The organism is Lentzea sp. NBC_00516 (assembly GCF_036346835.1).
In the GTDB taxonomy this organism is placed as follows: domain Bacteria; phylum Actinomycetota; class Actinomycetes; order Mycobacteriales; family Pseudonocardiaceae; genus Lentzea; species Lentzea sokolovensis.
This window is the reverse complement of sequence record NZ_CP107840.1, coordinates 2,186,936-2,204,499: the sequence shown is the minus strand read 5'-3', so window position 1 is coordinate 2,204,499 and position 17,564 is coordinate 2,186,936. Positions and strand designations below refer to the sequence as shown.

The 17,564-nt window shown below is 69.4% G+C and carries 18 protein-coding genes and 1 pseudogene; 16 read left to right on the top strand and 3 right to left on the bottom strand.

Going from position 1 to position 17,564, the window contains the following annotated elements:
• Positions 1 to 104: 104 nt before the first annotated feature.
• The 10 genes from OG205_RS09985 to OG205_RS09940 all read left to right on the top strand — a co-directional run bounded on the left by OG205_RS09985 (position 105) and on the right by OG205_RS09940 (position 10,446).
• Positions 105 to 455, top strand: a complete 351-nt coding sequence (locus tag OG205_RS09985; protein WP_319973806.1) for an ArsR/SmtB family transcription factor — start codon at positions 105 to 107, stop codon at positions 453 to 455.
• An 85-nt stretch (positions 456 to 540) separates the two neighbouring features.
• Positions 541 to 1,026 carry an NADH-quinone oxidoreductase subunit B family protein gene (locus tag OG205_RS09980; protein ID WP_319973805.1) on the top strand — a complete coding sequence of 162 codons (486 nt, stop codon included), beginning with the start codon at positions 541 to 543 and terminating at the stop codon, positions 1,024 to 1,026.
• On the top strand, positions 1,023 to 3,020 hold the full coding sequence (locus tag OG205_RS09975) for a proton-conducting transporter transmembrane domain-containing protein (protein WP_330275911.1): 1,998 nt from the start codon (positions 1,023 to 1,025) through the stop codon (positions 3,018 to 3,020). The genes OG205_RS09980 and OG205_RS09975 overlap by 4 nt, the downstream gene beginning before the upstream one ends.
• Positions 3,017 to 3,964, top strand: a complete 948-nt coding sequence (locus OG205_RS09970) for a respiratory chain complex I subunit 1 family protein (protein WP_319973803.1) — start codon at positions 3,017 to 3,019, stop codon at positions 3,962 to 3,964. The genes OG205_RS09975 and OG205_RS09970 overlap by 4 nt, the downstream gene beginning before the upstream one ends.
• Before the next feature lie 12 nt (positions 3,965 to 3,976).
• Entirely contained in the window at positions 3,977 to 4,639 is a 663-nt protein-coding gene (locus OG205_RS09965) for a hypothetical protein (protein ID WP_319973802.1), read from the top strand.
• Entirely contained in the window at positions 4,639 to 6,096 is a 1,458-nt protein-coding gene (locus tag OG205_RS09960; RefSeq protein ID WP_319973801.1) for a proton-conducting transporter transmembrane domain-containing protein, read from the top strand. Before OG205_RS09965 ends, OG205_RS09960 begins: the two co-directional genes overlap by 1 nt.
• Positions 6,093 to 7,562, top strand: a complete 1,470-nt coding sequence (locus OG205_RS09955) for a hydrogenase large subunit (protein ID WP_319973800.1) — start codon at positions 6,093 to 6,095, stop codon at positions 7,560 to 7,562. The genes OG205_RS09960 and OG205_RS09955 overlap by 4 nt, the downstream gene beginning before the upstream one ends.
• 105 nt (positions 7,563 to 7,667) lie before the next feature.
• Positions 7,668 to 7,874, top strand: a complete 207-nt coding sequence (locus OG205_RS09950) for a hypothetical protein (RefSeq protein ID WP_319973799.1) — start codon at positions 7,668 to 7,670, stop codon at positions 7,872 to 7,874.
• A gap of 2 nt (positions 7,875 to 7,876) precedes the next feature.
• Positions 7,877 to 8,635 carry a hypothetical protein gene (locus OG205_RS09945; protein ID WP_319973798.1) on the top strand — a complete coding sequence of 253 codons (759 nt, stop codon included), beginning with the start codon at positions 7,877 to 7,879 and terminating at the stop codon, positions 8,633 to 8,635.
• Positions 8,632 to 10,446 (top strand): phosphoenolpyruvate carboxykinase (GTP), encoded by a 1,815-nt coding sequence (locus OG205_RS09940; protein ID WP_319973797.1) that lies wholly within the window; start codon positions 8,632 to 8,634, stop codon positions 10,444 to 10,446. Before OG205_RS09945 ends, OG205_RS09940 begins: the two co-directional genes overlap by 4 nt.
• A gap of 114 nt (positions 10,447 to 10,560) precedes the next feature.
• Here OG205_RS09940 and OG205_RS09935 read toward each other — a convergent pair whose 3' ends face one another.
• The gene (locus OG205_RS09935; protein ID WP_319973796.1) at positions 10,561 to 11,223 is read right to left on the bottom strand and encodes a CBS domain-containing protein; all 663 of its coding nucleotides are present in this window, start codon (positions 11,221 to 11,223) and stop codon (positions 10,561 to 10,563) included.
• 155 nt (positions 11,224 to 11,378) lie between these two features.
• Here OG205_RS09935 and OG205_RS09930 point away from each other — a divergent pair, with 155 nt between their 5' ends.
• The 5 genes and pseudogenes from OG205_RS09930 (at position 11,379) to OG205_RS09910 (ending at position 16,515) form a co-directional block, all read left to right on the top strand.
• Complete coding sequence (locus OG205_RS09930; RefSeq protein WP_319973795.1) at positions 11,379 to 11,744, top strand: ArsR/SmtB family transcription factor; 366 nt, start codon at positions 11,379 to 11,381, stop codon at positions 11,742 to 11,744.
• A 357-nt stretch (positions 11,745 to 12,101) separates the two neighbouring features.
• A pseudogene (locus OG205_RS09925) lies at positions 12,102 to 12,366 on the top strand (glutamate decarboxylase); the annotation flags it as partial.
• Positions 12,367 to 12,522: 156 nt separating this feature from the next.
• A complete protein-coding gene (locus OG205_RS09920) occupies positions 12,523 to 15,309 on the top strand; it encodes an AfsR/SARP family transcriptional regulator (RefSeq protein WP_319973794.1) in 2,787 nt (928 codons plus the stop codon).
• Between the two features lie 111 nt (positions 15,310 to 15,420).
• Positions 15,421 to 15,936 carry a DUF3455 domain-containing protein gene (locus OG205_RS09915; RefSeq protein WP_319973793.1) on the top strand — a complete coding sequence of 172 codons (516 nt, stop codon included), beginning with the start codon at positions 15,421 to 15,423 and terminating at the stop codon, positions 15,934 to 15,936.
• A 93-nt stretch (positions 15,937 to 16,029) separates the two neighbouring features.
• Positions 16,030 to 16,515, top strand: coding sequence for an RICIN domain-containing protein (locus tag OG205_RS09910; RefSeq protein ID WP_330275910.1), 486 nt, complete (start codon positions 16,030 to 16,032; stop codon positions 16,513 to 16,515).
• Positions 16,516 to 16,694: 179 nt separating this feature from the next.
• Here OG205_RS09910 and OG205_RS09905 read toward each other — a convergent pair whose 3' ends face one another.
• Together OG205_RS09905 and OG205_RS09900 are read right to left on the bottom strand one after the other, a co-directional pair.
• Positions 16,695 to 17,066: a hypothetical protein gene (locus tag OG205_RS09905; RefSeq protein ID WP_330275909.1), complete on the bottom strand. Its 372-nt coding sequence runs from the start codon at positions 17,064 to 17,066 to the stop codon at positions 16,695 to 16,697.
• A gap of 4 nt (positions 17,067 to 17,070) precedes the next feature.
• Positions 17,071 to 17,238, bottom strand: coding sequence for an alcohol dehydrogenase catalytic domain-containing protein (locus tag OG205_RS09900; protein WP_406601733.1), 168 nt, complete (start codon positions 17,236 to 17,238; stop codon positions 17,071 to 17,073).
• 15 nt (positions 17,239 to 17,253) lie between these two features.
• On the opposite strand from OG205_RS09900, the gene OG205_RS09895 reads away from it, so the two are divergent.
• Complete coding sequence (locus OG205_RS09895; RefSeq protein ID WP_330275908.1) at positions 17,254 to 17,502, top strand: hypothetical protein; 249 nt, start codon at positions 17,254 to 17,256, stop codon at positions 17,500 to 17,502.
• Positions 17,503 to 17,564 lie beyond the last annotated feature (62 nt).

Here is a 17,564-nt window from a genome sequence, read left to right as displayed (position 1 = left end):
TGTGGTCCTGTCGGGTTGTGCGGCCTTCAACACTTGCTAAGGTTAGCAAGTGTTGAAGCATGCGACCAGCTGTCGGGCTTCGCATGAGCAAGGAGGGTGAGCGGATGAGCAAGCCGCTGTACCAGCTCAAGGCGGAGTTCTTCAAGACACTGGGGCATCCGGCACGGATCCGGGTGCTGGAGCTGCTCGGCAGGCGTGAGCACGCGGTCGCGGAGATGGTGCCGCAGGTGGGTGTCGAGCCCGCGAACCTCTCCCAGCAGCTGGCGGTGCTGCGCCGGGCCGGCCTGGTCACCACCCGCAAAGAGGGCGCGACCGTCTACTACTCGCTGACCAGCCCGCACGTGGCCGAGCTGCTGGTCGTGGCACGGCGGATCCTCTCGGCCGTGCTGTCCGGGAAGGTCGAACTGCTCGAGGACCTCCGCACCGCCAGCCTGCCGGTGCCGCGCGGCGGTTGAGCCGTGGTCACCCCGTGCCCCTCACCGGAGGCGGGGTGGCCACACCCTCCTACGAACTACCGACTCCACCGCGGGAGCAAACAGCGTGCTGAGTTTGTGGCGCAAGATCCGCCGGACCGGGCGAGTGGCCGAACCTGCGCCGCCGCTGCCCGTGGGCGACCGACCGGCGCAGGCGGCGGTGCTGGGCGGGTCGGTGCAGATCCGGCACGTCGACGCGGGATCGTGCAACGGCTGCGAGGTCGAGATCGGATCGGCGTTCGGGCCGGTCTACGACGGTGAGCGCTATGGGGCGCGGCTGGTCGCTTCGCCTCGGCACGCGGACGCGTTGCTGGTGACCGGTGTGGTGACGCGGAACATGGCCGAGCCGCTGCGGCGTACGTTCGACGCGGTCCCAGCGCCGAAGCTGGTGGTGGCGGTGGGGGACTGTGCACGCAACTGCGGAGTGTTCGCCGGTGCCTACGGGGTGGCCGGTGCGGTGCGCGACGTGGTGCCGGTCGACCTGGAGATCGCCGGGTGTCCGCCGCGGCCGGAGGCGATCATCGAGGGACTTCGGAAGCTGACCGGCCGATGAACCTCGCCGCGACAGGTGTGGCCGCGGTGGTGGCCATCGGGCTGTTGACCGCATTGGCTGGATTCGTCGTCCCGGCGCGGACGGTCGTGTTGGGCGCGGGAACGGCGTTGACGGGTGTGGTGGCGACGGTCGCGGGAGCCGCGGCGCTGGCCGGGGAGTCGTTTTCTGTTGTGCTGCCTGGGTTGTTGCCGCTGTCCGGAGTGTCGCTGGCGCTGGATCCGCTGGGTGGGTTGTTCGTGGCGGTGACCGGTGGTGTCGCGGTGGCCGCCGGGATCTATGGGATGTCCTATGCGGACACTGCGGATCTGCGGGCACGTGGTGTGCAGATGGCGCTGCCGCTGTTCGTGGTGGTGATGGTGCTGGTGCCCGCCGCGGCGAACGTGGGCACGTTGCTGGTGTGCTGGGAACTGATGGCGCTGGCGTCGCTGGTGCTGGTGGTCGCCGAGCACCGGCGTGGCCCGCAGGTGGCCTCGGCGGGCCGGTGGTACGCGGTGATGACGCATCTGGGCTTCATGTCCGTCCTGATTGGACTGATGGTGTTCGTCGCGCACACCGGCGACGACTCGTTCACCGCGCTGCGCGAAGCAGGTCCGCGCCTCTCTCCCGCCGTGGCGGCGGTCGTGTTCGTGGCGACGCTGGCGGGATTCGCGTCCAAGGCGGGGATCGTGCCGCTGCATGCCTGGCTGCCGCGCGCACATCCGGAAGCGCCGAGCCACGTGTCGGCGTTGATGTCGGCGGCGATGGTGAACCTCGGGGTGTACGGGCTGGTGCGGGTCGGGGTGGACCTGCTCGGCGGTGGTGTGGCGTGGTGGTGGCTGCTCGTGCTCGCACTGGGCACGGTGTCGGCCGTGTACGGGATCCTGCACGCAGCGATGAGCTCGGACCTGAAGCGGCTGCTGGGGCAGTCGACGACGGAGAACATGGGCCTGGTGCTGGTCGGAGTCGGCGCGGCCGGGTTGTTCGCCTCCTCCGGGGATCGTGTTCTGGCCGGGCTCGCCCTGACCGCCGCACTGGTGCACGTGGTCGGCCACGCGGCGTTCAAGACGTTGTTGTTCCTGGCGGCGGGGTCGGTTCTGCACGCCACCGGCAGCCGGGATCTCGATGCGCTGGGCGGGTTGCGGCCGACGATGCCGGTGACCACGGCCGCGTTCGGGCTGGGGGCGCTGGCGGCGTCGGCGTTGCCGCCGGGGACGGCGTTCGTGTCGGAGTGGCTGTTGCTGCAGTCGTTGGTACACGGGTTGCCCGCAGGCGGGGTGGCGGCGGCGATCGCCGTGCCGGTCGCGGTGGCGGCCGTGGCGCTGACCGCCGGGTTGGCGGTGGCCACCTTCGTGAAGGCGTTCGGGGTGGGATTCCTGGCGAAACCGCGCAGCGAGGCCGCGGCGAACGCGCACGAGAGCCCGGCCACCATGCTCGCCGGGATGGGCATTGCGGCGCTCGCTTGTCTGGTGGTCGCCATCTGGCCTGCAGGGATCCTGCCTGCCGTGCAGGCCGCGGCAGGCAGGGACGCGGTGTCTGGCGAGGTGACGCTGCGGCTGACCGGCGTTACCGGCGCGTTGTCGCCGCTGCTGCTCGCGCTCGGGCTCGTCGCAGCGATGATCGCGGTGGCCGGCGCGGTGCGGGTGGTGGCAGTGCGGAGGGCACGCCGGGAAGCCCGGCTGTGGGACTGCGGCGGGGGTCCCATGTCAGCGCGGATGGAGTACACGGCGACGTCGTTCGCCGAGCCGTTGCAGCGGGTGTTCGACGACGTGGTGCAGCCGGAGCTGGACGTGGACGTGACTCACCACGAGGAGTCCCGGTACCTGGTGCGAGCGGTGGAATACCGCAGGACGGTGCCGGACCGGATCGAGCGGCGCCTCTATCAGCCGGTGCTGGGCCTGATCGCCTTGTGGGGCCGGGCCGGACGCGGGCTGGCATCGGGCAGCGTGCATCGCTACCTCGGCTACGGCTTCTACACGGTCTGCGGCGTGCTGATCCTCTTGGCGACGAGCCGATGAGCGCGCTCGGGGTGGTCGGCGGGGTCGTGCAGCCGGTGCTGATCGTGGCTGGATCGCCGCTGCTGGTCGGGCTGATGCGGCAGGTACGGGCCAGGATGGAGGGCCGGGCGGGCGCCGGGGTCTGGCAGCCGTGGCGTGATCTGCGCAAGCTGCTGCGCAAGGAATCGATCACTCCGCGCGGCACGAGTGAGGTGTTCCGTCTCGCCCCGCTGGTGCTGGTGGCCACGACTGTGGTGGTCGCGATCGTGGCGCCGTTCGTGACGACCGACTCAGCGCTGGATCCGGCGGCGGATCTGTTCGCGGTGGTGGCGTTGCTGGCGCTGGGCGCGGTGGCGCTCGCGCTGGCGGGACTGGACACCGGCACGGCGTTCGGCGGGATGGGCGCCAGCCGGGAGATGACCATTCTCGCGCTGGTGGAGCCGACTCTGCTGGTGGCGATCTTCGCGTTGTCGGTGCGGGTCGGGTCGACCAACCTCGCGGCGATCGTGTCCTCGACCCTGCACGAACCGGCGCGGGTGATCTCCCCGGTGAGCCTGCTGGCCGCGGTCGCCCTGATCGTGGTGATCATCGCGGAGACCGGCAGGTTGCCGGTGGACAACCCGTCGACACACCTCGAACTCACGATGGTGCACGAGGCGATGGTGCTGGAGTACGCGGGCCCTGACCTCGCACTGGTGGAACTGGCATCGGCGATGCGGCTGTCGGTGTTCCTTGGGTTGCTGGCGAACCTGTTCGCACCGTGGGGAATCGCCACCACGGCCACTCCGCCGGCGCTGTTGATCGGCGTGCTGGCCCTGGTCGTCAAGGTCGGTGTGCTCGGCGTCCTGCTCGCGGCCGGCGAGGTGTTCGTCGCGAAGTTGCGGCTGTTCCGGGTGCCCGAGCTGCTGGCCGGGTCGTTCGTGCTGGCGCTGCTGGCCGTCGCGGCCTCGTTCTTCCTGGCCTGAAGGAGAATGCCGATGAGCGAGAGCCTGTACGTGTCGCTGCTGGATCTGGCGTGCGGTGCCTTGTTGTTGACGGCCGTGCTGGTGCTGTGGCTCCGCGAGCTCGCGGTGATCATCCGGGTGTTCGCGTTGCAGGGTGCCGCACTTGCCGTCCTCGTGGGTGTGTTGGCAGCCCACGAGAACTCCGTGGAGCTGTGGGCCGTGGCGGTGGGAGTGCTGGTGCTGCGCGCGGGACTGCTGCCTTACCTGTTGCGCCGGGCCCTGGCAGGTGCGGGGGAGTCGCAGCGGGAGACGAGCCCACTGGTGAACGTGGCGTCGTCGCTGTTGGCAGCCGCTGCGCTGACGCTGCTGGCCTACGCGGTGTCGCAGCCGTTGGTGGCGTTGGCGTCCTCGGCGGCGACGCAGGCGATCCCGGTCGGGCTGACCGTGGTGCTGATCGGGTTCTTCGTGCTGGTGACCCGGCGTCGCGCACTGTCGCAGCTGGTCGGCTTTCTGTTGATGGACAACGGGATCACCGCGGTCGGGTTCCTCACCACCACCGGGGTGGGCCTCGTGGTGGAGCTCGGGGTGTCGCTGGACGTGCTGCTGGCGGTGCTGGTCCTGCAGATTCTCACCGCCCGGATGCGGGAGACCTTCGGCGACACCGACCTCGACGAACTGCGGGAGTTGCGCGACTGATGACTGTGCTAGTTCCCGTGGGAGTGCCCGTGCTCGGCGCACTCACCTACCTCTTGTTCGGCTGGCGACGCGCCACCGCGTGGATCAGCGCGCTGAGCGCGAGCGTTGTGCTGACCGCCGCGATCCTCCTGGCGGTCGCGGTGACCCGATCCGGGCCGCTGACCGCGTTGGGCGGGCTGTTGCGAGTGGACGCGCTGTCGGCGTTCATGCTGCTGGTGATCGGCTCGGTCGGGCTGATCGCCACCGCCGCGACCCCGTCGTATCTGCGGGAGGAGATCACAGCAGAACGAGCCACCGGCCGTACCGCCGCACGACACAGCATGCTCGTGCAGCTGTTCCTCGCCACCATGGCGCTGGCGGTACTCGCCGCGAATCTCGGCGTGGTGTGGGTGGCGGTCGAGGCCACCACGATCGTCACCGCGTTCCTGGTCGGGCAGCGCCGCACCCGCGCCTCCGTGGAAGCGGCGTGGAAGTACGTGGTGATCTGCTCGGCCGGTATCGCGCTCGCGTTGCTGGGCACCATCGTGCTCAACTTCGCCGCCGCCCACGCTCCCGGCACCGCCGGGCTGGATCTCACCGCGCTCGCCACCTACGCACCAGGCCTCGATCCCGGTGTCACCCGCATCGCGATCATGTTGCTGGTGCTCGGGTTCGGCACCAAGGCCGGCCTGGCCCCGCTGCACGCGTGGCTGCCGGACGCGCACTCCCAAGCACCGGCGCCGGTGTCGGCACTGATGTCCGGGGTGCTGCTGTCAGTGGCGTTCTACGCGATCCTGCGCGTCAAGGTGATCAGCGATGGTGCGCTGGGCACCGGGTTCGCCCGCACGCTGCTCGCCGTGATGGCGCTGGCGTCACTGCTGCTGGCCGCGTCGCTGCTCATCGCCCAGCGGGACTACAAGCGAATGCTGGCCTACTCCAGCATCGAGCACCTCGGCCTGGTCGCGTTCGGCGCCGCGATCGGCAGTCCGCTCGCGCTGGCCGCCGCACTGCTGCACGTCCTCGGCCACGGGCTGGTCAAGTCGGTGCTGTTCCTCGGCGCCGGCCGCGTCCTGCAGATCACCGGCACCAGCCAGGTCGACGGAGTGCGCGGCTTGCTGGCACGCCACCCGGCGCTAGCGGTGACGTTCGGTCTCGGCGTGTTCGCGCTGATCGGCCTGCCTCCGTTCAGCTTGTTCGCCAGCGAACTCGGCATTGTCCGCGCCGGCTTCACCGCCGGTCTCGGCTTGCCGACCGCTGCCGCGCTGCTGCTGGTGCTGGTGGTCGCCGCCGCCCTGATCGTCCGTACCAGCCGAATGCTCCTCGGACCGCCTCTGTTCACTCCGGACACCGCGGCGGCCTCGCCGATCCCGATCGCGCTGGCGGGCGGGTTGCTCGCGTGTGCCGTGCTCGGTGTCGCCGCGGGACCGCTGCCGGTACTGCTGGACCTGGCCACTGACACCCTGGTGGTGACTCGATGATCACGACCCTCGCCCCTGCGGAATTGCCCGAGCACGCCAGTTCCCTGTTGGCACAGGGATACCGGCTCGCGCTGGTCGCCGGCCATGACGACATAGATCGCCTGCGCGCGGTGTACCTGTTCACCGCCGCCGCGCCGGATCGGCGGCTCGAACTGCACGTCCCGCTGGATCCTGACGCGCCTGAGGTGCCGAGCCTGGCACGGCTGTCGTTCGCTGCCGGACGGTTCGAACGCGAGATGCACGACCTGTTCGGCATCGTGCCTGCTGACCACCCGCTACCGCGACGGCTGGTGCGCCACTTCCACTGGCCTCAGGGCTGGTACCCGATGCTCACCGACGCGGGCGACCCGCCGGAGTTCGGAGACCTCGACGGCCCCTACCCGTTCCGGACCGTGGAGGGACCAGGCGTCTACGAGATCCCGGTCGGGCCGGTGCACGCCGGCATGATCGGACCGGGCCACTTCCGGTTCTCCGTGGTCGGCGAGACGATCCTCAACCTCAAGGCGCGGCTCTGGTTCGTCCACAGAGGACTCGAAAAGCTGTTCCACGGTCGCATCCCGGAGGACGGGATCGAACTGGCGGAACGGGTGAGCGGTGACACCAGCGTCGGCCACACGCTCGCCTTCTGCCTCGCCGTTGAGGACGCCCACCGTCTGCCCGTGCCCGAGGACGCGCAACGCATCCGCGCGATCCTGCTCGAGCTCGAACGGCTCTACAACCACATCACCGACATCGGCGCGTTGTGCAACGACGTCGCCTACAGCGTGCTCAACGCCCATGCCCAGCGCGTTCGCGAACGCCTGCTGCGCATCAACGACGCCGTCACCGGTCACCGGCTGCTGCGCGGGGCCATCCACGTCGGCGGTGCCACGATCACCGCACTTCCTGACCCGCGTGAGCTGGCCGCGATCGGCGTCGACGTCGGTGAGATCGTCGCGCTGGCACTGTCCAACACCGTCGTGGCCGACCGGTTCACCGGCACCGCCCTGCTGAGTCAGACCCAGGCCGCTGACCTCGGCGCGCTGGGCGTCGTGGCCCGCGCCAGCGGCCTGGCCATCGACGCCCGACATGATCACCCGTTCCTGTCCTCGGAGTTCCCCCGCGCGGTCCACACTCATACGAACGGTGACGTCCTGTCCCGGTTTCTGGTGCGGGCGGAGGAAGTCGTCGCCTCGATCGCCAGGATCACCAGCCTCATCGACATGCTGGGCGGTCGAACCGCCGCGACCGCACGGACTGCCAGGAGGACTGGCCGGTCCGGTGTCGGCATCGTCGAGGGATGGCGCGGCACGATCGTGCATCGCGTCGAGTTCGCCGGCGACGGGAGGCTGAGTCGGGTGAAGGTCGTGGACCCCAGCTTCTTCAACTGGCCCGCGCTCCCGGTCGCGCTGGCCGACACGATCGTTCCCGACTTCCCGTTGACCAACAAGAGCTTCAACCTCTCCTACGCCGGCAACGACCTGTAGGGCCACCCGATCGGGTGTGTGCGGACTCGCACGCTCCAACACTTGCAAACTTGTTTAAGTGCGCAGATCATTGAGTTCTTCGGTCGAGGAGAGATGTTGAGGACGATGAGCGAGTTCGAAGCGGCGCTGCGGACCAAGGTCGCCGAAGCTGGGGAGACCCTGCGGGAAGCCCGGCAGGCCGGCCACGACTACGAAATCCACCTGCACAGCGCCCGGATCCGCGACCTGCTCGACCGAGCTGCCCAGCACGGCGTCGACACCCACGACTGGATCGACTCGGCGCTGCTGGAGAACTCCGGGCTCGGGCACTGACCATGAGCGCGCCATCGAGCGACTGCGTGGTCGCAGTGGTCGGCGGAATCGCCGCGACCACGACGGTGCTCCGTCGCTACGCCGCGGTCGTCGAAGACGAGGCGGGACTGCCGACCCGAGTCATCGCCTCCGACTACGGACTGCACGACCTGCCGCCTGACACGGGCGCCGTGCTGCTGGTCCGGGCCACACCCGAGCGCGAGCAGAGGGCCCGCGACTCCCTCGTCGGTGTCCCGGTCCTCACCGACCAGGACACCATCGCGATCGCCCTGACCGCCGCGTTGCTCACCACGCTGACGCGCGCCGGCAAAGCGCCGGAGACCAGCCGGGTCGTCATCGCGGGTGCCGGCACCATGCCGCTGCTCAACCCGGTCCTGCTGGCCGCCGGAATCCGTGACATCACCACCTGGAACCCCGTCGACGCGCTCGCGTTCCCGTTGCGCCGCATCGCCGCCGACGCCGATGCGGTGATCAACCTGGTCGGCGGGGGCGGCCGCTTCGCCTGGCCACGGCACGCCGCACCCGCGGTGATCGTGCCGGACCCGGCGCGCGACCCGTTGCTGGCCCTTCCGGGGCTGCTGCGCGCGCTCAGCCGGCGTCCGCGCGCACGCCTGACCCCGGACGTCCAGCGCGCCTGTGCGATCGCGCTGTCCGCAGCCACCCCGCCCGGCGAACAGGTGCCCCGGCGTGCCGACGAGACCCTCACCCGCCAGATCGCCGAATTCGCGACAGACGCACTGCACCGAGGAGCCGCACGATGACCGCCCCCACCGTTCCCGGCCTGAACCCGGCGCCGACCACACACCAGCGGTTGCTGGCGTGGGTGTCCGAGGTCGCGGCGCTGACCACTCCCGACGAGGTGGTGTGGTGCGACGGCTCACCGCAGGAATGGCAGCGGCTGACCGACAAGCTGGTCGAGGCGGGAACCCTCGTTCGGCTGGACCGCAAGCCCAACTCGTTCTGGTGCGCCTCGGATCCCACCGATGTGGCCAGGGTGGAGGACCGCACCTACATCTGCTCGGCTGACGAAGCCGACTCGGGTCCCACCAACAACTGGATGGACCCGGTCGACATGAAGGTCATCATGACCGAGCACTACCGGGGCAGCATGGCCGGCCGCACCATGTACGTCATCCCGTTCTGCATGGGCCCGTTGTCCGCTGACAATCCCATGCTGGGCGCGGAGATCACCGACTCCGAGTACGTGGTCATCTCGATGCACATCATGACCCGCATGGGCAGCGCCGCCCTTGCACTGTTCGGCGACGACGCGGAGTTCGTTCGTTGCCTGCACTCCGTTGGCGCACCCCTCAAGCCCGGCCAGGCCGACGTGCCGTGGCCGTGTGACCGCACGAAGTACATCACCCAGTTCCCCGAGGAACGGATGATCTGGAGCTACGGCTCCGGCTACGGGGGCAACGCCCTGCTCGGCAAGAAGTGCTACTCGCTGCGCATCGCCAGCGTGATGGCGCGCGACGAGGGCTGGCTCGCCGAGCACATGCTGATCCTCAAACTCACCTCACCACAGGGCAAGGTCCACTTCATCGCCGCCGCGTTCCCTTCGGCGTGCGGCAAGACCAACCTCGCCATGCTGGATCCCGCACTTCCGGGCTGGGAAGTCGAAACCCTCGGTGACGACATCGCCTGGATGCGGTTCGGGGACGACGGCCGCCTCTACGCGGTCAACCCCGAGAACGGCTTCTTCGGCGTCGCGCCGGGCACCGGCTGGAACACCAACCCCAACGCCATGCTCACGCTGGCCCAAGGCAACTCCATCTACACCAACGTTGCGCTCACCGACGACGGCGACGTCTGGTGGGAGGGCTGCTCCGACACCTCGCCGGACTACCTCACCTCGTGGCGGCGAGAAGACTGGACGCCCGAGTCCACCGACCCGTCCTCACACCCCAACTCCCGCTACTGCACACCGATCGCCCAGTGCCCGATCGCCGCCCCCGAGTGGGACGACCCTGACGGCGTGCCGATCTCGGCGATCTTCTTCGGCGGCCGCCGCGCCACCACCGTCCCCCTGGTCGTCGAGTCGTTCGACTGGCAGCACGGCGTTTTCATGGGCGCCACGCTCTCCTCGGAGACCACCGCCGCCGCCACCGGCCAGGTCGGCGTGGTGCGCCGCGACCCCATGGCGATGCTGCCGTTCATTGGCTATCACGCCGGCGACTACTTCCAGCACTGGATCAACACAGGCAAGAACGCCGACACCACCAAGCTCCCGAAGATCTTCTACGTCAACTGGTTCCGCCGCGGCGACGACGGCCGGTTCCTCTGGCCGGGATTCAGCGAGAACGCCCGCATCCTCAAATGGGCCGTCGACCGCGTCGAAGGTCGCGCCACCGGGTTCCAGACCCCGATCGGCTGGGTTCCCGGCCCGAGGGCTCTCGAGCTCGACGGCCTAGACGTGCCGCGCGAGGACATCAAGCAGGCGCTGAACGTCGACGACGACGAGTGGCGCGCCGAACTCCCACTGATCGAGCAGTGGTTCGCCACCATCGGGGACAAGCTCCCCACCGCGTTGCAGGACGAACTCCAGGCGCTCAAGCACCGCCTTGGTTGATGCCGTCGCCGGCCGATGGCAACCTCACTCCGCGACCTCGCCATCGGCCGGCGACACCCACCCACTCGCCGGCGTGACCGTTCGGCAGCATCTCGTGGCGTCAGGAAGCGGTGCTCACAGGCCAGTGATCATCAGGTCGTCGACGTCGAAGCTCAGCCTGTTGCGTACCGTGATCACACCCGGAACGCCGCGCGCGATCCACTCGGCCCGCTCGGTCGCGCTGTGCAGACTGAGCGTCCCGTCGAGCGTCACCACCCCACCTGACACGTGCACCGTGACCCCGTGCACCCTCGTCGAGGCGGGCAGGTGTCGTTCCAGGTCCGCGCGAATCTCGTCATCGCCACGCAGGAACAGCCGCAGCGCGTCACGACCGGTGAGCACTCCCACGAGCGTGCCCGCACCGTTCACCACGCACAGCAAGCTCGCGTGTTCACCCGCGAGCAGCCGTAGCGCAGCACACAGACTCAAGCCCTCCGTTACGGTCGCCACCGGAGTGGTCATCAGGTCAGCCGCGACCGTCGCGGACGACTTGTGCCACCGCACCCGCCTGTGGGCGCCCGCCAGCACCGGCGGATTCTCCGCACCGCCGCGGAACTCCAGCTTGGCCGCCAGGTCCTCCTCGGACACCACGCCGACCGGGTGTCCGGCCGAGTCCACCACCGGGATTGCCGTCACCTCGTGGACGATCATCAGGCCGACGAGTTCCTTGAACGGGCTGTCCAGTGCGGCGGTGACGACTCTCCGGCACATCACGTCCGCCGTCTTCGGCTCACTCATGCGCGCCCTCCCACAGCCGTGCGAGGTGACCAGGGTTGCCTACTTGGTAAGATTAGCAACTGCTGAATCCCGTTGAAATGCATCCCGAGTCGCAGCGACAGGGATCCACCAGGGAGGATCAGCACCATGACGACGGTCGGCCGGAAGGGGCTTCGATGAGCAGGCCCCTCTATCAAGTCAAGGCGGAGTTCTTCAAGACACTCGGCCACCCGGCACGCATCCGGGTGCTCGAACTGCTCAGCGAGCGCGAGCACTCCGTCGCGGAGATGTTGCCTGAGGTCGGTATCGAAGCCGCCAACCTCTCCCAGCAGCTGGCGGTGCTGCGCCGCGCCGGACTCGTGACCACTCGCAAAGAAGGCTCCAACGTCTTCTACTCGCTGACCAGCCCTCATGTCGCGGAGTTGCTCGCCGTCGCCAGGCGCATCCTCACCGGAGTCATCACCGGCCAGATGGAGCTCCTCGAAGACCTTCGCACGCCGGCCGCCGCCTCGCCCCGCAGTCGAGCCCGCAAGCAGAGCTGAACCTGCCCCGCTGTTGCAGAGCAGTCCGGCGAGACGTCCCCGACTTCGATGCGGAGACCACGGAAATCCTCGACGCGCCAGAGGCGAAGCCGACGAGGATGCCGCCGTGGTCGCAAGCCTTGCTGAGCAGTTCGGTCACGGCCAGTTGGACGTCTTCCAGTACATCTTGCGACATGTCCGCATGCTCCTCCACTCGCAGAACGCAGCCGCCGAACGCGGGACGCGGCTGTCGCGAGTGGTGTCGTAAGCAGGCAGGGTGGGCTGGCGGGTTGCCAGTGGATGGTGTTGGTTTTCGCTCGCAGGCGAAGCAGGCGCCAGGGAGGATCAACAGTCGTCCTCGCGGAGTGCCAATGCACCAGCCGCGGCGACGAGCTGCCGGTGTTCGCTTTCACCGTCTTCGACGTCTCCCGGGCGCCTGCGCTAGCTGGGTTGGCAGGTGCCCGCGTACACCTTTCCCGCCAACCGCACCGATCTCGCTGTGCTGAGGATCGTGGTGCGCAACGGCTTCGCCCATGACCTCGCTGAACTGCTACTCGCCGACCTGGGCAGGCTGCTGGCCGAGCTGCAGGCTCAGCCAGGACCGCTGCACACCGGGGGCGACGCCACCGTATTCCACCACTGACCTGTCGAGTCAAGAGAATGCTTGCGCCGCCTATGTTTCAGGCAAAGCATCCGGTCGCGCCGGATGGGCGGCTACCCTCGCGCTAAGGGCCGTGACGGCACGGGGAGCATGCCGGACCGGCCTGGTCGCACGTCAGTGGTGAGGGGAGCGCACCACGTGAGGATTCGGCTGCTCGGACCGATCGACGTCGTGGTGGACGGGACCCCTCGTGCGGTGCGCGGGTTGCGCCGCAAGGCGGTGCTCGCTGTGCTTGCGCTGCAACACGGACACATCGTCAGCGTTGCACGGCTCGTCGACAGCGTGTGGAGTGACAACGGGCATCCACCGGTCGCGAACACGTTGCAGAGCCACGTGTCGCACCTGCGTCAGGTGCTGGGGAGCCGGACGTCGATCGTGGCGCGACCGCCCGGCTACCTGCTCGACGTCGGCTCTGGCGACACCGACGTCGAGGAAGCCGAACGCCTGATCCGGCAAGGAACGCGGTCGGACGACAGTGCCGTGGCCGCAGGGCAGTTGCGCGGCGCGTTGGCGTTGTGGCGCGGCTCGGCACTGGAGGACGTCGCCGGACTGGCCTGGCTGGAAGGGCAGGCCGAGCGCCTGAACCAGTTGCGGGCGCAGGCGGTCCGGGCCCTGCTCGAGGTCCGGCTGGACCTCGGAGAGCACGCGGAGCTGGTGCGTGACCTGGAGTTGCTGGCGGTGGAGCACCCGCTCGACGAGCAGATCCACGGCCAGCTCATGCTCGCGCTGTACCGCAGCGGCAGGCAGGCGGACGCTCTGGCCGTCTTCCGCCGCCTGCGGAGTGCTCTCGTCGGCAACCTCGGCGTCGACCCGACCCTGGCGCTGCGCGAGCTCGAGGCCCAGATGCTGCGGCACGATCCCGGCCTCAGCCCGCCGCCCGCGCCGGTGACGGTGAGCCGGCCACCGCTGCCGGTCCCGGCGCAGCTGCCGTTGGAGGTGAGAGGGTTCGCCGGTCGCGAGCCCGAGCTCGCGGGTCTCGACGCGCTGCTGGCCCAGGCGAACGGGCCGACCGTGCTCGTCGTTGTGCTGTCCGGATCCGCCGGGGTGGGGAAGACAGCGCTCGCCGTGCACTGGGCGCGTCGCGTGGCGAGTGAGTTTCCGGACGGGCAGCTGTACGTGAACCTGCGCGGCTACGACCCGAGTGGCTTGGTGACGAGCTCCGCCGACGCCGTTCGGGGGTTCCTGGAGGCGCTCGGCGTGCCGCCGCATCGGATACCGGTCGGCGCGGACGCGCAGGCTGCCCAGTTCCGGAGCCTGCTCGCCGGACGGCGGATGCTGGTCGTGCTGGACAACGCCCGCGACGCCGGGCAGATCCGGCCACTGCTGCCCGGCGCGCCCGGCTGCCTGGTCGTGGTTACCAGCCGCGATGAGCTGGCCGGCCTGGTCGGCATCGAGGGCGCGCACCCGATCACCCTCGGCCTGCTCACGAACGACGAGTCGCGGCAGCTGCTGGCGTTTCGCCTCGGCGCCGATCGGATCGCGGCCGAACCACGCGCGGCGGACGAGATCAGCGCCCGGTGCGCACGGCTGCCGCTCGCGCTCGTCGTCGTGGCCGCCCGCGCCGCCACGCACCCGCTGTTCAGCCTGCGGGCGCTGGCGGAAGAACTCGGCGACAGCCGCGAACGGCTCGACGCACTCGCCGGGGGTGACCTGGTCGCGGATGTGCGAGCGGTGTTCTCGTGGTCCTACCGCACGCTCACCCCCAAGGCGGCGCGGATGTTCCGGTTGCTCGGCCTGCACCGGGGACCGGACGTCTCGGCCGCCGCGGCGGCGAGTCTCGCCGGGCTCGCGGTGCGCGAGGCGCGGCACCTGCTGAGGGAGCTTGCTCGTGCGCACCTGATCGTCGAGCACCTGCCCGACCGGTACGCGTTCCACGACCTTCTGCGTGCCTACGCCGCCGAACTCGCGGAGCACACGGACTCCGCCGAGCAGCGCGACGCGGCGATCCGCCGCGTGCTGGACCACTACCTGCACACGGCGTACCGCGCGGCCGTGGTGCTGAACCCGCACCGCGACCCGATCAAGTTGCCCGCACCGGACCACGCCACGACCCCTGAAGCCTTCACCGATCACCACGTGGCCATCGAGTGGTTCAGCACCGAACACGCCGTCCTGATTGCCGCACTGCGTCAGGCCTTGCGGCACGGCCTCGATCACCACGCCTGGGCGCTGGCGTGGTCGATGCACACCTACTTCAACCGTCGCGGACGCTGGCACGACTGGGCCGTCGTGTGGCAGGTCGGGGTGGACGCGGCCACGAGACTGGCGGACCCACTCGCCCGTGCCCACGCCCACCGCGGCCTCAGCTGGGCCTACGACAAGCTGAGCCGCCACGAGCACGCCAGGGTCCATCTGCTGCACGCCCTCGAGCTGTGGGCCGAGGCAGGCGACCCCGTCGGCCAGGCCGACGTCCACCTGGACCTGGGCAGGGGACTCGCGATCGAGGGCCGGTTCGCCGATGCCATGCATCACGCCCGCCACGCGCTCGACCTGTACAAGGAGGCCGACCACCCCGACGGGCTGGCGCTCGCGCTCAACAACATGGGCATGGCGTCAGTTGAGCTCGGCGACTACGAGCGCGGACTCGAGTGCTGCCGCGAATCCCTTGCCCTGCACCAGGAAGCCGACAACCTCGACGGTGAAGCCGGCGCCTGGGACAGCCTTGGTTACGCCTACCACCACCTGGGCGACCACGCCGCCGCCATCGACGGCTATCAGCACGCGCTCGACCTGTACCGCGACCTCGGCGACCGCTTCGAGGTCGCCGCGACCCTCGCGAACCTCGGCGACAGCAGGCACTCCGCGGGTGACGAGGCCAGGGCGCGCGAGGCGTGGCGGGAAGCACTGTCGATCCTCGACGACCTCGATCACCCCGATGCCGACCGGCTGCGCGCGAAGCTCCGCGCCGACGGGTCGCGGGCCTGAGCAATCCTCCCCACCCGCGCTGCAACGGCGCTGACCCCGTCACGTCAGCCCCGTTGCAGCACTCGATGTCACGGTGCAGGTGACAGATCGAGTTGAAGGGGGAACAAGGACATGAAGCGCATCATCCGAATCGCGGCCGGGCTCGCCGTCGCGGCGATGACGGTCGTCGGCCTCGGAGCCGTCACCGCGTCAGCGGGAGCACCGGGGCAGGTACCTGACGGGATCAAGGTGCCCGCCAGCAACAGACAGATCGCTTTCCTGCACGCGCACGGCGTCCAGACCTACCAGTGCACCAACGGTGCGTGGGGCTTCCTGCAGCCCGACGCGATCCTGGAGAGCTACGGCAGGGCAGTGGTGCTCCACAGCAGGGGTCCTGTGTGGACGTCGGTCGAGGACGGCAGCTCGGTGACCGCCACGACGGTCGCCAGCTCGCCGGTGCCGCTCGCCGTCCCCCAGTTGCTGCTGAGGGCCACCAGCAACCGCGGCCCTGGCCTGCTCGGTGCGGTCACGTTCGTCCAGCGGCTGAACACCACCGGCGGCCTCTCGCCGACCGGTGCCTGCAAGGAGGGGTCGACCGCGTCGATCCCGTACACCGCCGACTACGCGTTCTGGGTCGCCACACCCTAGTCAGAGGGCACGCGCCACCATCCCGATTCCCAGAAAGGCAACGAGGACTTGAGAATCCACAGTTTGCTCGGCCTTGCCGCGACGCTCATGGCCATGGCTGTGAGCGGGCCCGGCGTCGCCCACGCCGGTTCCGGCCAGCCGCCGGCGGTGTCCATCGCGGCGGACGACTTCCACGAGCTCGTCAACACGGCCACCGACAAGTGCGTCGACGTCGTCAAGGGCTCCAAGGAGACCGGCGCGCGCGTTCACCAGTGGGACTGCGAGCGGGACCCCAGTCAGCTGTGGGCGTCGATCGACCTCGGCAACGGCTTCGTCCAGTTCGTCAACAAGAACAGCGGCAAGTGCCTGAGCCTCGTGTGGGGCACGCTGGTCGTCGACCAGCAGTCCTGCAACGCGACCGACCAGCGCCAGTGGTGGCAGTGGGCGCCCGCGGACGTGTTCGGCAACCTCGTGCTGGTGACTCCTCCCGCCGGAGGCAGCGCGTGCCTGGCCCTGCTGCCGTTCTCCCACAGGAACGGCACCAGGATCGGAATCGCCGACTGCGCGACCACCTCGTCGCAGATCTGGCACTCCGAGTAGTGCGGGCCTGAACCAATCGCGGGATGCGCTGGTGACCTCGTGGCACCAGCGCATCCCGCCGCCCTGACGCCTGGGCTATCCCTCGCGCCTGTGGGTTGACAGAACTCTGCACTCACCGACCGTCGTGTCCGGACTTGTTGTGGCCGTACGCATGTACGAAACGCACTCGAACAGGAAACTCAGCGTGTGGCCGTCCCCAGTGGACTCCTAGTGGGCCGGTCTACCTCGACCACATTGCGACCACACCCATCGATCTTGGGGTAACGCCGAGGGCGGGGAGCCGAAGGCGGCCACGGTCGCGACGCGCGAGGCGTCGCCGACGAGGGCGACGATGTCGGCGAGCGAGCCGGAGCCGGCGGTGTCCAGCGCGGCGTCGACGCCTCCGGGGCTGCTGCGGTGACCCGCTCGGCCAGGCCTTCGCCGTAGGTGACGGGTCTCGCGCCGAGTTCGCGGAGGAAGTCGTGGTTGGCCTTGCTCGCGGTGCCGATCACCGTGGCGCCACGGGCGGCGGCGATCTGCACGGCGGCGGCGCCCTGCCCCAGACCGAACACCTGGTCACCGGACTTGACACCGGTGACGCCCCTCGCCGATCTCGTCGACGACACCGGTCGCGTCGCTCCCGGTGATGGAGGGGAACGTCGTCGGCATGATCTCGGACATGTAGCCGGCCTGGATCTTCCAGTCGATCGGGTTCATGCTCGTGGCCTGGACTTTGATCCGGATCTCTCCAGGTCCGGCGTGCGGATCCGGGGCGTTCTCGACGGTGAGGACGTGCGGGTCGCCGAACTCGTGGAAATGAACTGCACGCTGCAGGATCTGAAGGACCGCGTGCTGGACGTGGCGGACTTCCTCGCCGCTGCGGACCGGGTGGCCGCGGTGGCTCCGCGCTCGACCCGCAGGTGGTCGCGAAGTTGCTCGGTGCCCTATGCCTCGCAGCTCGCGGACGCGTTTCCGTTCGCCGTGGGGCACAACCCTGAGCCGGCATGACCGGATCGCCAGTCCGAAGGTCTGTTCGCCGAGTGAGGTCCGTCCGATTCGGAAGGCGAATT

What these genes read in the sequence shown, in the direction of transcription:
- OG205_RS09935 (WP_319973796.1), bottom strand. Translation starts at nt 11,223, where the DNA reads ATGAGTGAGCCGAAGACGGCGGACGTGATGTGCCGGAGAGTCGTCACC.
- OG205_RS09955 (WP_319973800.1), top strand. Translation starts at nt 6,093, where the DNA reads ATGATCACGACCCTCGCCCCTGCGGAATTGCCCGAGCACGCCAGTTCC.
- OG205_RS09985 (WP_319973806.1), top strand. Translation starts at nt 105, where the DNA reads ATGAGCAAGCCGCTGTACCAGCTCAAGGCGGAGTTCTTCAAGACACTG.
- OG205_RS09945 (WP_319973798.1), top strand. Translation starts at nt 7,877, where the DNA reads ATGAGCGCGCCATCGAGCGACTGCGTGGTCGCAGTGGTCGGCGGAATC.
- OG205_RS09940 (WP_319973797.1), top strand. Translation starts at nt 8,632, where the DNA reads ATGACCGCCCCCACCGTTCCCGGCCTGAACCCGGCGCCGACCACACAC.
- OG205_RS09950 (WP_319973799.1), top strand. Translation starts at nt 7,668, where the DNA reads ATGAGCGAGTTCGAAGCGGCGCTGCGGACCAAGGTCGCCGAAGCTGGG.
- OG205_RS09970 (WP_319973803.1), top strand. Translation starts at nt 3,017, where the DNA reads ATGAGCGCGCTCGGGGTGGTCGGCGGGGTCGTGCAGCCGGTGCTGATC.
- OG205_RS09975 (WP_330275911.1), top strand. Translation starts at nt 1,023, where the DNA reads ATGAACCTCGCCGCGACAGGTGTGGCCGCGGTGGTGGCCATCGGGCTG.
- OG205_RS09915 (WP_319973793.1), top strand. Translation starts at nt 15,421, where the DNA reads ATGAAGCGCATCATCCGAATCGCGGCCGGGCTCGCCGTCGCGGCGATG.
- OG205_RS09960 (WP_319973801.1), top strand. Translation starts at nt 4,639, where the DNA reads ATGACTGTGCTAGTTCCCGTGGGAGTGCCCGTGCTCGGCGCACTCACC.
- OG205_RS09910 (WP_330275910.1), top strand. Translation starts at nt 16,030, where the DNA reads ATGGCTGTGAGCGGGCCCGGCGTCGCCCACGCCGGTTCCGGCCAGCCG.
- OG205_RS09965 (WP_319973802.1), top strand. Translation starts at nt 3,977, where the DNA reads ATGAGCGAGAGCCTGTACGTGTCGCTGCTGGATCTGGCGTGCGGTGCC.
- OG205_RS09930 (WP_319973795.1), top strand. Translation starts at nt 11,379, where the DNA reads ATGAGCAGGCCCCTCTATCAAGTCAAGGCGGAGTTCTTCAAGACACTC.